Source organism: Spiroplasma endosymbiont of Anurida maritima, assembly GCF_042465095.1.
Lineage (GTDB): Bacteria > Bacillota_I > Bacilli_A > Mycoplasmatales > Mycoplasmataceae.
Map to the genome: position 1 here is coordinate 219,482 of NZ_CP102059.1, position 14,999 is coordinate 234,480.

13 protein-coding genes are annotated in these 14,999 nt (G+C 28.7%); all 13 read right to left on the reverse strand.

The features are described from left to right. Nucleotides 1-3: 3 nt before the first annotated feature. The gene (locus NPX79_RS01150; protein WP_381415300.1) at nt 4-1,368 is read right to left on the reverse strand and encodes a glycoside hydrolase family 1 protein; all 1,365 of its coding nucleotides are present in this window, start codon (nt 1,366-1,368) and stop codon (nt 4-6) included. Between the two features lie 157 nt (nt 1,369-1,525). Continuing rightward, on the reverse strand, nt 1,526-3,310 hold the full coding sequence (gene lpdA, locus NPX79_RS01155; protein WP_381415301.1) for a dihydrolipoyl dehydrogenase: 1,785 nt from the start codon (nt 3,308-3,310) through the stop codon (nt 1,526-1,528). Nucleotides 3,311-3,336: 26 nt separating this feature from the next. Further along, nucleotides 3,337-4,602: a dihydrolipoamide acetyltransferase family protein gene (locus NPX79_RS01160; RefSeq protein ID WP_381415302.1), complete on the reverse strand. Its 1,266-nt coding sequence runs from the start codon at nt 4,600-4,602 to the stop codon at nt 3,337-3,339. Nucleotides 4,603-4,615: 13 nt separating this feature from the next. Further along, nucleotides 4,616-5,620, reverse strand: a complete 1,005-nt coding sequence (locus tag NPX79_RS01165; RefSeq protein WP_381415303.1) for an alpha-ketoacid dehydrogenase subunit beta — start codon at nt 5,618-5,620, stop codon at nt 4,616-4,618. 2 nt (nt 5,621-5,622) lie between these two features. Continuing rightward, a complete protein-coding gene (pdhA, locus tag NPX79_RS01170) occupies nt 5,623-6,732 on the reverse strand; it encodes a pyruvate dehydrogenase (acetyl-transferring) E1 component subunit alpha (protein ID WP_381415304.1) in 1,110 nt (369 codons plus the stop codon). Nucleotides 6,733-6,753: 21 nt separating this feature from the next. Next, a complete protein-coding gene (locus tag NPX79_RS01175) occupies nt 6,754-7,743 on the reverse strand; it encodes a lipoate--protein ligase (RefSeq protein WP_381415305.1) in 990 nt (329 codons plus the stop codon). Further along, the gene (locus NPX79_RS01180; protein WP_381415306.1) at nt 7,743-9,116 is read right to left on the reverse strand and encodes an FAD-dependent oxidoreductase; all 1,374 of its coding nucleotides are present in this window, start codon (nt 9,114-9,116) and stop codon (nt 7,743-7,745) included. Before NPX79_RS01180 ends, NPX79_RS01175 begins: the two co-directional genes overlap by 1 nt. 102 nt (nt 9,117-9,218) lie before the next feature. Beyond that, a complete protein-coding gene (locus tag NPX79_RS01185; RefSeq protein WP_381415307.1) occupies nt 9,219-10,157 on the reverse strand; it encodes a 3'-5' exoribonuclease YhaM family protein in 939 nt (312 codons plus the stop codon). A 9-nt stretch (nt 10,158-10,166) separates the two neighbouring features. Continuing rightward, nucleotides 10,167-11,555, reverse strand: coding sequence for a hypothetical protein (locus tag NPX79_RS01190; protein WP_381415308.1), 1,389 nt, complete (start codon nt 11,553-11,555; stop codon nt 10,167-10,169). Beyond that, nucleotides 11,512-11,793 (reverse strand): biotin/lipoyl-containing protein, encoded by a 282-nt coding sequence (locus NPX79_RS01195; protein WP_381415309.1) that lies wholly within the window; start codon nt 11,791-11,793, stop codon nt 11,512-11,514. Before NPX79_RS01195 ends, NPX79_RS01190 begins: the two co-directional genes overlap by 44 nt. A 12-nt stretch (nt 11,794-11,805) precedes the next feature. After that, complete coding sequence (locus NPX79_RS01200; protein ID WP_381415310.1) at nt 11,806-13,476, reverse strand: phospho-sugar mutase; 1,671 nt, start codon at nt 13,474-13,476, stop codon at nt 11,806-11,808. Next, nucleotides 13,476-14,174 carry a phosphate signaling complex protein PhoU gene (gene phoU, locus NPX79_RS01205; protein WP_381415311.1) on the reverse strand — a complete coding sequence of 233 codons (699 nt, stop codon included), beginning with the start codon at nt 14,172-14,174 and terminating at the stop codon, nt 13,476-13,478. The genes NPX79_RS01200 and phoU overlap by 1 nt, the downstream gene beginning before the upstream one ends. Nucleotides 14,175-14,202: 28 nt before the next feature. Further along, the gene (pstB, locus tag NPX79_RS01210) at nt 14,203-14,988 is read right to left on the reverse strand and encodes a phosphate ABC transporter ATP-binding protein PstB (protein ID WP_381415312.1); all 786 of its coding nucleotides are present in this window, start codon (nt 14,986-14,988) and stop codon (nt 14,203-14,205) included. Nucleotides 14,989-14,999 lie beyond the last annotated feature (11 nt).

Below are 14,999 nucleotides of genomic sequence, written 5' to 3' on the forward strand. Positions count from 1 at the left end.
GTTTTATTTTTCTTTGTTTTCAATTAAATTTTTATATCAAAAAGCTGATTTTTTAAATTTTCTATTTTGGGTTTTTAAATCAACTTCAATAAATCCATAACGATTTTTATAAGCATTCATAAAACTTCAACAATCCATTAAAGTTCACATATGATACCCAAAACAATTTGAACCATCATCCATCCCTTTTTTTAAAGCTGTTAAATGTTCTTCAATATATGCTATTCGATAATCATCTTGAATCATACCGCTTTTATCACGATATTTTTCTTCATTTTCTACACCCATACCGTTTTCAGCAATGTATCATGGAACATTATTGTATTCATTTTTTATTGCTATAGCAATATCATATATTCCATTAGGTTCAATTTCTCAACCCCTAAAAGGATTCATACGAGCACCTTCTGGAATAAATCTATCTACTAAATCAAGTGCTCATCTTGGATTACTATGTTTTTTAGCTCTAATTCTGCTGGGGAAATAATAATTTACTCCCATAAAATCTACTCTAGTATTTTTAATAATTTCTATTTCTTCTTTTGAATGTTTAGGAACTGCATTATATTCTTTTAATGTTGAAATTAATAAAGGACTAATTGTACCATTGTAAAATATATTAAATGACCCACGATTGACATACGCATCAAAAACTTTTTCGGCATATAAGTTTTCTTTTGTCTGGTCAATTGAATATGAATAATTTCAATCAAAAACCATTCCTATTTTACTATTTTTAAAATTATTTTTATAAAACTCTTGAGTTACTTTTGCATGTGCTAAAAAAATACCATAAGCTTGCTCAACAGCTTGTAAAGGTTCATCAATACAAGGATAATGTGTTTTACCAGTATATCCATTAAGCACTGGATTTAACGGTTCATTAAAAGTAACATAAAATTCAACTTTTTCTTTATATTCTTCAAAAACAAATTTTGAATAGTTTGTAAAACTTTCAATAACTTCTCTTGATGCTCAAGCACCTTTTTTTTGAGCTCACATAGGCATATCAAAATGAAACAAAGTCATAAATACTTGGACATCATTTTTAATAAGTTCATCTATAAAATTATGATAATACTTTACAGCTTCTTTATTAAGTGTTTTTCCATCTGGAAATAATCTAGCTCAAGAAAATCCTGTTCTTAAACTTTCTAATTTCATTTCCTTCATCATTTTAATATCACTTTTATAATGATTCATAATATCACTAGTTATTGAAGGACCAATACCATTATGGAATTTTTCGGGCTGAATTTCAAATAACTCGTCAAAAGTTAATTTACCAATTTTTGTTGTTCCCTTACCCTCTGTTTGCATAGCACTAATTGCAGCTCCAAATTTAAAGCTTTTTGGAAATTTTAACATCTTACTCCTTTTTTTCTAGATAACTATTTTTAATTATATATTGTATAATTTTGCTTTCCATAAAAATTGTTGTAATAATAATCACTTTGTAAAATAAAAAGTACTTTTCTATAAAAATAAAAAAAGAACTTAATAGTTCTTTTTTGTTTATATAAAATTAAGATTTAACGTGGATTGCATGTCCAGAAAGACCGTGTGCTGTTTCCATAACAGCTTCTGATAATGTTGGATGTGGGTGGATTGTACTTCCTAAATCATCAATTGTTCCTTCAGTTTCCATAACAGCTGTAATTTCTGAAATCATATCAGTAGCAGTTGATCCAATGATGTGTGCCCCTAAAATTTCTCCATATTTTTTTTCAGCTAATATTTTAACAAATCCTACTGTATCTCCATCAGCTAATGATTTACCATTTGCTGCTAACGGGAATTTAAACTTAGTATATTCTATTTTTTTATCTTTTATTTGCTCTTCTGTAAATCCAACACTTGCAACTTCTGGTGAAGTATAAATACATGATGGAATTCTATTATAGTTAACAGTTGTATTTTTTCCTAAAATATTTTCAACAGCACAAATTCCTTGAGCTGATGCAGTATGAGCTAACATTGAACGCCCAGTTGCGTCTCCAATTGCATAAATACTTGGAATGTTTGTTTTACAAGCATCATCAATAATAAAGTTTTTACGTTCTCCAATATTTAATCCAATACTTTCAAATCCTTCAACAATTGATTCACGACCAATTGAAACTAAACAATAATCTGATGTAATTTTAGCTTCTTTGCCATTTACTTCATAAACGACAGATTTACCTTTTATATCTTTAACGTTAGCGTTTGTGATAATTTTAATACCACTATCTTTAATAACTTTTTCCATTACACTAATTACATCTTTATCTAACATCTCTAAAATTGTTGATAAACCTTGTAAAATAGTAACTTCTGTTCCTAATTTACTGTATAGAGCTGCAAATTCAACACCGATTACTCCTCCACCAACAACTACTAATTTTTTAGGAATTTTTGGTAAAGCAAGTGCTTCAGTTGATGTAATTACATATCCATCTTTAAATGCTTTTTCAAAGTTAGGTGTTTTAATTCTTCTCGCAATAGAACCTGTTGCTAAAATCATATTTTTTGTTGTATAATTTTTGCTGCCAACTTTAACAGTATGTGCGTCCACACCAACAGCTGTCCCTTTAACGATTTTAACTTTATTAGCATTTAGTAAAGCTTGAACACCTTTTGTTAATGTTGTAACAACATCATCTTTACGAGCCATCATTTTTTCTCAGTTTGGCGCAAATGCTTTTGTACCTGTTATATCAATACCATATTTGTCAGCATGATTAATTAGGTCATATACTTTTGAACTTTTTAGTAAAGCTTTTGTTGGAATACATCCAACATTTAAACAAACTCCACCAAAATATTCTTTTTCAATAATTAGTGTTTTTAGATTAGATTGTGCTGCACGAATAGCTGCAACATACCCCCCAGGACCTGCTCCAACAACGATTAAATCATAATCAAATGTTTGGTTTGGATCTATAGTTGTTTTAGGTGCACTTTTTGCCGGTGCACTTGAAGTTTTAACACCTCTTGCCGGGATTAAGTTATTAGAAACAGGAACAGCTCCAATTACAGAACTTCCTTCTTCAGCTTTTTCTTCTGTTTTGGCAGGAGCACTTGATGCACTATCACCAGTTTTAATACGAACAACAGTTTCCCCAACTTTAATTACTTGTCCGGGCTTAATTAGCACTTCACCAACAATCCCAGCATCAATTGAAGTTATTTCTTCTGTTACTTTGTCTGTTTCTACTGAAAATAAAGGGTCAAATTCATCAACTTTGTCGCCAACTTTAACAAAAACTTCACCAACAGTTCCTTCAGTTAACCCTTCTCCAATATCCGCAAATTTAAAATCTTTCATAAATCTCCTTTTTATAAATTAATTTATTAAGAAACAAGTAGAATTGCTGGATTTTCTAATAAGTTTGTAAATTCCATTAAGAATCTACCACCATCAGCTCCATCAATAACTCTATGATCTATTGTTAAAGAAACCCTTAAAATAGACGCAACTTCAATGTCTCCATCTTTATTAACGATTGGTTGTTTTTTAATTAACCCTACACCTAAAATAGCTGTTTCTGGATGGTTAATAACTGGTGTTGCAAATTCGATTCCAGCTGAACCAAAGTTAGAAATTGTGAATGTTCCATCCTTCATTTCATCACCCTTTACTTTACCATCTCTTGTTTTTAATGCTAATTCATTTACTTTATTAGCCAATTGCATAATATTTAATTGATCTACACCTTTAACAACAGGCACCATTAATCCTTTTGGAGTATCAGTTGCCATTCCAATGTTAAAGTAATCTTTTCATAAAATTTCTTCTGTTGCATCATTTAATGATGTGTTTAACACAGGAAATTTTTGTAATGCTAATTGTGCTGCTTTTATAAAGAAAGGCATAAATGTTAATTTAGTTCCCATACTTTCAGCTTGCGCTTTTAATTGTGAACGAATTTCCATTAATTTTGTTACATTAATTTCTTTCATTAATGTTGCTTCTGGAATAATTGATTTTGCTTGTGACATTTTTTTAGAAATTGCTCTTCTAATTGGTGTCATTTTTTCAGCTTTTGTTTGTCCAGTTGCTTTAAGGTTTGTAGGCATTTGTACAGAATTAGTAAATCCACCTTGTGAACTTTTTACGTTATTTAAATCGCTTTTCTTAATTCTGCCATTTGGACCAGTACCTTGGATGTTTGCTAAGTTAATATTTAAGTCTTTAGCCATTTTACGAACTAAAGGTGTTGCTAAAATAGCTTTATTATTTTGAACGTTACTTGTTGAAGTAGTTGTTCTTGAAGCAATTAAGTCATTAGAAACAGGCACAGCTCCAATTACAGAACTTCCTTCTTCAGCTTTTTCTTCTTTTTTAGCTACAGCTTTTTTGGCAGGAGCACTTGATGCACTATCACCAGTTTTAATACGAACAACAGTTTCACCAACTTTAATTACTTGTCCGGGTTTAATTAGCACTTCACCAACAATCCCAGCATCAATTGAAGTTATTTCTTCTGTTACTTTGTCTGTTTCTACTGAAAATAAAGGGTCAAATTCATCAACTTTGTCGCCAACTTTAACAAAAACTTCACCAACAGTTCCTTCAGTTAACCCTTCTCCAATATCCGCAAATTTAAAATCTTTCATAAAATCCCCTTAACTAAACTTCATAGTTCATCATTTGTTTTATTTTGTATTCAATTTTTTCTACACTTGGATTATGGAAATGTTCTCCACGCTCAAATGGTATTGTAATATCATATCCAGTTACACGCATTGGTGGAGCTTGCATATATTCAAAACATTTTTCGTTAACTGTTGTGATAATTTCAGCTGATACTGAGAATGATTTAACAGCTTCATGAATAACCATTAATCTACCTGTTTTTTTAACAGAGTTAATAACACATTCACGATCTCATGGTTGAATAGTTCTTAAATCAATAATTTCTACCGCATCTTTAGCAAGTTCTCCTCTTGCTTCCATATTTGCAACAGCTTTTTGAGTTTCTCAAACTTGTGTTCCATAAGTTACGATTGATAATTGTGTTCCTTCTTTAACAACTAATGCTTTTCCAATTTCCTCTGTGAAATATTCTTCAACAACCGGTTGTTTAAAGGCACGATAAATTTTTGTTGGTTCTAAAAAGATTACTGGATCTTCTGATTCAACAGCTGCTAATAATAAACCTTTTGTATCATGTGGTGTTGAAGGAATAACAACTTTAAGTCCTGGAACGTGTGAAAACATTGCTTCTAAAGCTTCAGAGTGATGTTCTAACGCTCTAATTCCTCCACCCATTGTCATACGAATAATTAATGGACAAGTAAAACGTCCACGACTTCTATTTCTCATTCTAGAAACGTGTGTAAATATTTGTTGTAATGCTGGGTATGAAAATCCTTCAAACTGCATTTCAACAATTGGTGTCATTCCATTTAATGCCATTCCAACAGCTGTCCCTACAAGTGTAGCTTCAGCAATTGGTGCATCAAAACATCTTTTTTCACCAAACATTTTTTGTAATCCGATAGTGGCTCTAAAAACACCACCTTCAAATCCAACGTCTTCTCCATAAACAACAACATTTTCATGTTTTTTCATTGCTAATTCTAAGGCGTGAGTTAAAGCTTGAATATTATTAAAATCTTGTGTTTTAGCCATGATTAGTTACCACCTTTTTCTGATAAATATTTTTGAAAATCTTTTTCTTCTTGCATTTGTTCATTTAATGCATCAGTCATTTCAGCATATGTATATTTAAATATATCTTCTAATTTTGTATTTGCATTTTCTTCAACTCATTTGAATTCTGCACGAATAATTTTATTGTTTTCTTCGTCTAATGCTTTTTGTTTTTTAGCATCTCATCAACCTTTGTCCACTAAGTAATTTTTCATTCTTATTAATGGATCTTTTTTGATTTGTTCTTGGTGATATTTTTCATCACGGTAAACTTTAGGATCATCTGATGATGAGTGAGCTCCTAAACGGTAAGTGTCAAATTCAATTAATGATGGTCCGTGACCTTTTCTTGCTAATTCCATTGCTTCTTCAACAACAGCTCATGATGCAAAAAAGTCATTTCCATCAACAATGATGTTTCTAGTTCCTGTTGAAATACCTTTTACAGCAAAGTTAATAGCTTTTGTAGCTTTTGATCTTGGTGTTGAAATTGCATACTTGTTATTTTCAACCATAAATACAGCTGGAACTTCATGTAATTGAGCAAAGTTCATTGCTTCGTAGAATTCACCTTCAGATGATCCACCATCTCCAGTTGTAGTTAAACAAACACCATCACGACCTGCATATTTTTCTGCAAAAGCAATTCCAGTTGCGTGTGAATATTGAGTTGCTATTGGAATATTAATTGGTAAAGTTTGAATACCTTCTGGCATGTGACTTCCAAATTCATTTCCAATTCAGTAAAGCATAATGTTTCTCATTGGCACACCACTTGCTAATCAAGCAGCATTGTTACGATATGCTCCAGAAAATCAATCTTTACCTTTTTTAATTTGTAATCCATAAGCAACTTCACAAGCTTCTTGTCCTGTTGAAGTTAAATATGACAATAAACGCCCTTGTTTTTGCACTTTATCTTGAAAGTGATCTTGCGCTCTTGACAATGACATAATTTTATAAGCTTTGATAACTGTTTCTTTGTTAATTTTAGGCATTAATTTTTCATTAATGATTTTCCCAGTTTCATCCATTATTTGTACTTTTTGATTTTTTAAAGAATCAAATTTTCCAAAATATTTTGTATTCATATATCCCTCTCATTCATTATTTTATTCAAAAATAACTGATAATATTTCGTCTACCAAGAATTTCTCTCCAAAAATGTCTTGATAATTGCTATTATTGATAACTTTTTTAACGCTATTATAATTCAATTTTACACCAACTAGCGCATCTTCCAAGTATTTTGTACCTGTAAAACCTAAGAAATCGCCATAAAAATTAATTGTTTTAATAAAACCATTTTCAATAAATGCTTTAAATTCAATTAATCCTTTTTGATTGAAATAAACTTTGTTTTGAATTGTAAACTCTGGTGATTTACCAAAGTTTCACTCAAATGTGTTATATTTTTCTTTTGCTAGTTGTTTTGCTTGATTGATATAGTTTTCACTTATTTTTTCTACTTTTGCATTATTTTTATTAACATAACTTTCAATGATTTTTAATTTAAAATCTTCTAACGTCATGTCATTGTTTAATAACTCTTTGACATTTATAACTCTTGATTGATTTGATTTAATTCCTTTTGAAATTATTTTTTGTTTACTTACATTTAAATAATTTCCTAATTTTGTTAAATCAACATTAAACAATATTGTTCCGTGATGTAATAATCGATCCTTGTAAGCATATTGAGCATTACCAGATATTTTTTTATCATCTATTGTAATATCGTTTTTTCCAGAAAATACTGCATTTAAGCCCATATTTTGCAAAGCATCAATAATTGGTTGCAAAATTACGCTATAACTTTTAGCATTATCATCATTACGATTTAGAATAAATGAAAAATTTAAATTACCTAAATCGTGAAAAACTGCTCCACCACCAGACATTCTTCTTACAACTCTTACTTTATCTTTATCAGTGTGATTAACATTAATCTCTTCAAGACTATTTTGATTTCTACCAACAATGATTGAGTTGTGATTTTGTCATAGAAGTAAAATGTTTTCTTTGATATTGCTTTTTAGTAAAACTTCCTCTAAAGCTAAATTAAAATAAGGGTCTAAATTATCATTTTTAAAAAATATCATTATTTTTTAAAGTAATTTAATCCTAATACTTCTAACCCTGCCATTGTAATAAAGTTATAAGGTTTATTAAAGTGTGGCAAGAAAAAGATATCTAACAATGGTAATTCATCAATTGTTAAACCTTTTAAAATTGCTAACGAAAACATATACATAACTTCTGTATGGTTAGTTTGTGATGCTACTTGAGCTCCAATAATTTTACGATCTTTTTTGTTTCAAACAATTCTTAAAGTTACTGGATTGTTATCATGCATAAACTCTGGTTTATCAGCATCACTAAATGTTGTTAATTCATAATCAACTTTACGCTCGATACAAACAGACTCTGTCATACCTGTTGATGCTAAACATCAATCAAATACGTTAATAGCATTTGAACCTTGGAATCCAAGTGATTTTAATGAATTTTCTTTTACAACATTAGTTGCAGCAATAATTCCACTTCTTACAGCAGTTGTTGCTAACGCAAGATATGCGCTATCTTTTTTAGCGTTATCAAATACTTCTATACAATCTCCAACAGCATAAATATCTTTGTTAGATGTTTGCATATATTCGTTTACTACGATTGCTCCAATTGGACTTTGATCTACAACACCTTTTAATCAAGCTGTAGCTGGTCTAAATCCTACAGCTCATATTACTAAGTCTGCTTCGAATTCACCGTTATCAGTAATAACGTGTGTTACTTTACCATTTTTACCTTTGAATTTTTTAACTGTGCTTCCACCAGCAAATTTAACACCTTTATCAGCCATCCCTTTTTCAACTAAATCTGTAAAAGGTTTGTCGTAATAACGTGGCATTATACGATCAACAATATCAATTAAAGTAACATCTTTACCTGATTTAGCAAAAGCATCCACTAATTCAATTCCAATGTAACCCGCTCCACAAACAACAACTTTTTTAATTTTTTTATCATTGTTTGCTTTTTTAACGATTGCTCCATGTTGATATAATTTAACTAATTCAATATTAGCTAATTTACCTTCACCAGTTAATCCCTCAATACTTGGAGGCACAATTGGTCATGAACCAACAGCTAAAATCAACTTGTCATATGTATCTGTTAATTCTTTATTTGTTTTTAAATTTTTAACTTTAATTTCTTTTTTAATTGGATCAATGTTTGTAACTTCATGCTCCATATTAACTTTAATATTTTCCTTTTTTAAAACATCTGGATTTGCATAAAATAGCCCATCTGCATTATCAATTTCATCAGCTACTCATAACGCAATCCCACATCCTAAAAACGAAATGTTATCATTTTTATCATAAGTAACAATCTCTGCGTTTGGATCTTGTCTTCTTATTGTTCTAACAGCAGTTGTACCTGCATGGTTTGTTCCAACAACAATTACTTTCATAATTTACCTTCCTTTTTGAATTAATATAGATTTCAAATCTATACACCATTCTTATTATAACTCATTATTAAAAGATTAAAAATTATCTTTTTAATAGAGTCGTTATTTTTTATAATGTTTATAGAAAAAGCGATTTTCTAAATATTTAATCGGCTTTGTTTGATTGTTAACTTCTACATTTTTTAATTCTTGATTTATGATAAATAGTTTAGCATCTAAGTTATCAATAATTGATAATAATTCCGCTTCTATAATAGCTGGTTCAACCGGTGAGCCAAATTCTTTTTTTCCATGACTTGCGATTATCATATGTGATAATAAATTCTGTTTAGTGATATCCATTTTTTGATACTCACTAAAAGTTTGCAATTCACTTACCATTAAAGAAATATGAGCTATAAGTTTACCACCAATAGTAAAATCAACACTATTTTCATCTATTTCTAATATTTTTCCAAAATCATGCAATATAACTCCAGCAAATAAAAGATCTTTATTGATATCAATGTTTTTATAATAATTTGCAATAAATTTAGCATTATTTAACATATCTGTTGTATGCATTAATAAACCATGTTTTAAAGCATGATGCACTTTTAAAGCTGCTGGTCATTTTGAAAAATGTTTTTCATGTTTCTTTAACACTTTTAGCATTAGCTTTTTATAATCAGCATCTTCAAAGTCATTAATTGTGTCATAAATAATTTTCATATATTCATCAACATTAATTGGAGCTAGCATTACAAAGTCATCCAATTTAACAGATTTATCATCTACTTCTTTAATTTTGACAACTTTTGCTTGTAACGCATTACGATATGAAATTACGTTAAAATCTCCATTTAAAATTGCACCCTTTTTTACTAAACTTTGAATTTTTTCATTAACTTCTCAAATACGACAATCAATAGTTCCTGTGTTATCTTTTGCAGTTAACACTAAGTATGTTTTACCATTGGCAGAAATTGCTTCATGAACTCTTTCTACTAAAAAGTTAAGGTTATAAACGTTATTCGGTTTTAAGTTATTTATTTTTTCCATCTTGTTCCTTTATTTTATGTGTGTAAATTTTAATAAAAACTTTTGAATATTTTCCATAAAGTTATTTACAGTATTAAAAGTTACTTCATTATTGTTAAAGATAACTTTTACAGTAATGAAGTCAGCAACAATTGGTTTGTTGTTTTTATCAAAAATAATTTTATTATTTATCTTACTAAATACAATAATAAGGTTTTCATTTTTTTCTAAACTTAAATCTATATCAATAGCGTTTAAATCACCTAAATTTATAATTGAAATAAATGGTTGATGAGAATTATAATCATCTTCTAAATTATTTGTTAAAAAATCTTTATGAATCTTTAAAATATTTTTACTTATAATATCTTCAGAATTCTTAGCAAAAAATGTTTTTTGTGGTGCATCAAACTTTAAAGATTTCATAAAAATATTTAGATCTTTTTGTTCTATATCTTCTTCAATTAAAGCTTTAGCAATAGATTTTAAATAAAACGGTAACAAAGTTAACCCTTCATAATTTTGATTCTTTTGTCTAAGACCATTAATTAAAGTTGTTAGATAATCTATGTTAATTTCTTTTGTTAAACTACTTATCGCATCTTTTGAAATTGTTTTAAACTTAGTAGCCTTTTTAGCTTTCTTTGTAAAAATATTATCTTCAAAGTTGATAGTTTCATGTAATGTTAAAGCATCAAAATCAATTGTTTTATCAATATTATGATCTAAAACAATTGTTTCTTCATTTGAAAATACTGGTCTTTCTTTAACGATGGCTCTTTGGTTTGATTGAAAATTTAAATCATTATGAATTGTTTTATAAATATCTTTAATTTCTTCTTTTGTTATTTCATCATTTTGGTTGTCTTGTACAAAATTAATGTTTTTTAACTCTTTATTAGAAAGTTTTTTAACAACAAATTTCTCTTTGGTTTCTTTTGATGTTTTTTCATTTTGAGATTTTAGAAAAGCTTTTTCTTTTTCAAAAAAATCTTTGTCATCTATTTCATTTAATAAATGTGAAGATGTATTTTCTTGAATATTATAATCAGAATTATTGTTTTGTTTTTTGGATTTATTTAACTCATTTTGCGGTGTTAAACTTTTTTCCACAACTTCTTCTTTTGTTATTTCCATTTCTAAATCATTAAAATTTGTTTTCTCTTCTTCATCGAATACATTTGTTGATTTATTAGGTTCAAAATCCATAGTTGGTTCATATTCTTCTAATAAATCATAAAAGTTTTCCTCATTACTGTTTAAAAGTTTATCTAAAATATCTTCACGATATAAATGTGTTTCTGTTTCGTGTGAAAAAATATTTGTTTTTGATGCTTCGTTTTCATTATTGTTTTCATTATTATTAAATGAAATATTATCATACTCATTTTGGTTTATTGTAGGTTCTTTTTTTTGCAACAATTTCAAGCATTGCTATCATATCACCTTTATAAATTAATGAATCTGATGATAAATTATGAGAAATAATAACCCCTGAAAATGGTGAAGTTAGTTCAAAATGTCTTTCATTGCTTATAACAGTTATTAAGCGATCACCAGCTGTGATGGTTTGATTAGTTTTGAAAAAAACGGTGCTAACTACACCGAATTGAATACCTGCTATATTAAATATAATTTTCTTTATTGTTTTTTCCATTATTTTTGCTTTCTATAAATAGTTTTTNNTTTCTAAATCGCTAAACATTGCATTTTGTTTTATTTTGGCATTTTCTACACTGTTATCAACACATACAAAGTAAAACTTAATTTTTGGTTCTGTTCCACTTGCTCTTACAGCAAATCAACTACCATCTTCAAAGTAAAATTTTAGTAAGTCTTGTCCTGGCATATTGTATAAACCATTAATGTAGTCTTCCTTTTTTGTACAAGCTATATTATTTAAACTAGTAATTTCTTTATCACGTAAGTTTTTTAACATTTTTTTAATAGCTTTTTGACCTTCTAAACCTTTTTTTACAATATTAACTGTATAAAAATAGAAGTGTCCATGTTTTTTATATAAGTCTTCTAAAACATCTAACAATGTTTTTTCTTGTTGTAAATAATAATTAGCAGCTTCAGCTAAAACCATTGCTGATTGAATTCCATCTTTATCTCTTGTAATATCTTTAATTACATAACCATAAGCTTCTTCAAACCCAAAAACAAATTTTTCATTTTTTAAATGTTCTTTGGCCATTTCTCCACCAATTCATTTAAATCCTGTTAATGTTTTTACAACTTTTAAGCCATAACTTTCAGCAACTTTGTCTGATAAATTTCCTGTAACAAAAGTGTTGTACATAATTCCATTTTTTGGTAATGTTTTATTTTTCTTATAGTTTGATAATAAATATTCTAATAATATTGGTGCTGTTTCATTTCCGTTTAGTAAATAAAATTCACCATTTTTTTGTGGCACAGCAATCCCAACACGATCCCCGTCTGGGTCGTTTAAAATAATTAAATCTGCATTGTATTTTTTAGCGTATTTAATTGCTAAATCAAATGTTTCAGGTAATTCTGGATTTGGATTTTTTGCATGTGTAAAATCAGGGTCATTTTCATATTGCTCTTCTACAACAATTACATCATAGCCACATTCTTTTAAAATACGATCAGTTCAATTACTACATGTTCCATGTAGATTTGAAAATACTACTTTTAATCTTTTTTCAGCTTTTGGAAAAAACTGTAAGTTTTTAATTTCTTCAATATAAGCATCATCTACATTTTTATTAGCGTAAACAATTAACTCTTTGTTAACTAAAGGATTTTCAAAAACTTCTGTTGTAATTTTTTGAAAGTATTCCCCAATTTTATCTGTAACAATTGGTAAATATTGACAACCGTTTTCGTCATATACTTTAAATCCGTTATACTCACGAGAGTTATGACTTGCTGTAATAACGGCTCCCGCTATTGCGTTAAGGTATTTAACCCCAAATGATACAAGTGGTGTTGGACGCAAATCATTGTTATAAAATAAAATAGCTTTAATGTTAGCTGCACTTAGAAAACTTGCAACCTCAATTGCAAACTCACGTGAAAAGTGGCGACTATCATGTCCAATTAAAACACCTTTTTCTAATAAATCACTTTTTGAATAAGTTTCTTGTAAATGCTTAATTAATGCTAATGTTGCACGTCTAATTGTGTACTTATTCATACGTCCCGTTCCAGCTCCAATGATTCCACGAATCCCAGCTGTCCCAAACTCTAAATTAACAGAAAAAGCCTCTTGCAGTTCAGCTTGAGACATTTTCTTCATTTCAGTTTTTAAATTTTCATCTAAATTTTTAGTATCGTTTCATAATTTTATATTTTGTTCAAAAGTCATTACTCCCCCTGGTTTTGATTATAGTTAGTAAATTTATCTAATTTACTTAAATCATACACCTTGCCCTCTTTAATGTAAATTAAAGTTTCGACAATATTTAGGATGTGATCTCCTGCTCTTTCAATATATTTTAATTGCATAATTGTTAAAGCTGTACTTTTGATTTCAACTTCTGATTTAGCGTCTTTTATTTCTTTAATTAAACTTTTAAATTCAGTTTTGTAAATTTTATCAATTTCTAAATCATCTTCTGGCATATTATAAACTTCAGCCATTTTTAGCGTTCCGTTTAAAATACCATCTAATTTTTCTAACATATCAACAATTTTGTTTACTAGGTGAATTAAATGACCTACTAAATTGTTATCTGGATTATATTTGTTAATAAAGTTACAGATATTGAATGCATAATCTGCAATTCTTTCGATATCACGAGAAATAATTACATAACCAATCATTTTACGTAAATCACCAGCTACCATTTGGCGCTTTGCAATTTTTCATACTGATGTTTTCATCATTGTATTTTGTAAATCATTTATTGATTCTTCAGTTGATGTAACATTATTAAATATTTTATCGTCATGATCTGTTAAATATTTTCTCATGTTATGATATTGACTTATTGTCATATGTAACATTTCAGCAACTTTAGCATTCGTTTGCGAAATGTCTTTGTCTAATCCCTTATCCGGCATAATTTTGTTCTCCTTTTATTTTATTAGATTAATCTAAACGTCCAGTAATATAACTTTCAGTTCTCTTATCACTTGGTGATGAGAATAAAGTTTTTGTACGATCGAATTCAACTAGATTTCCATCTAAGAAAAACGCTGTATAATCCGCCACTCTTGCAGCTTGCTGCATTGAGTGAGTAACAATAATAATTGTAAAATCTTTTTTTAGATCACGAATTAATTCTTCAATTTTTTTAGTTGATATAGGGTCTAAAGCACTTGTTGGCTCATCCATTAATAATATTTTTGGACGCATCGCAATTGCTCTAGCAATACAAAGTCTTTGTTGTTGTCCACCAGACAATGATAGTGCTGGTTCTCTTAATTTGTGCTTAACTTCTTCTCATAAAGCTGCTCTTTTTAATGAGTCAACAACAATCGCATCAAGTTCTGCTTGTTTACGAACACCTTGATTTTTAGGTCCATAAACTACATTGTCATAAATTGACATTGGAAATGGTGATGGTTTTTGAAATAACATCCCAATATCCGTTCTTAGTTTTACTACGTCATATTTTTTATCATAAATATTTTTATCTAAAAAGTTGATTGTTCCTTCGAATTTTGTTCTTGGAATTGTATCGTTAAGACGATTAATAAGACCAAGAAATGTAGTTTTACCACAACCAGAAGGACCGATGAAAGCAGTAACTGATTTTTCTTTAATATCTAATGAAATATCATTTAATGCTTGGTTTGTTCTATCATAATAGAAGTTAACATCTTTAACTTCTATGATTGTATTTTTATCTGTTTTATTTGTTTCTTTACTCATTTTGTCCTACC